Annotated in this window: 1 protein-coding gene; it reads left to right on the top strand. The window is 64.7% G+C overall.

What is annotated here, in order from left to right; genetic code table 11:
* Positions 1–13: 13 nt before the first annotated feature.
* A partial coding sequence (locus SAZ04_RS23105; RefSeq protein ID WP_332700154.1) for a hypothetical protein occupies positions 14–232 on the top strand: 219 nt, incomplete at its 3' end.

The raw sequence follows: 232 nt of genomic DNA, 5'->3' as shown, positions 1-232 counted from the left end.
GAAGGGGGGAACAATGCGCCAGATCAGCCGCGACCAACTCATCACCACGCTACGCTTTCACATTGCCCAGCTTCGGCCCGCCGTTCGGAAGATGCTCGACAGCCACGACGCCCAGACGCGGGCGAGGGGAGCTGAGATCATCGCCGCGCTGCTGGCTGACAAGGCGCTGCATCGGTTTGAGATTATGACCGACGCACCGCTGCCGCCGGGCGAGCAGGAGGGGTATCAGGTC

The sequence above is a fragment of the Halalkalibacter lacteus genome, from assembly GCF_036663595.1.
In the GTDB taxonomy this organism is placed as follows: Bacteria; Bacillota; Bacilli; order Bacillales; family Bacillaceae_D; genus Halalkalibacter; species Halalkalibacter lacteus.
The sequence above is the reverse complement of the archived record's forward strand: the minus strand, read 5'-3'. Positions and strand labels throughout refer to the sequence as shown.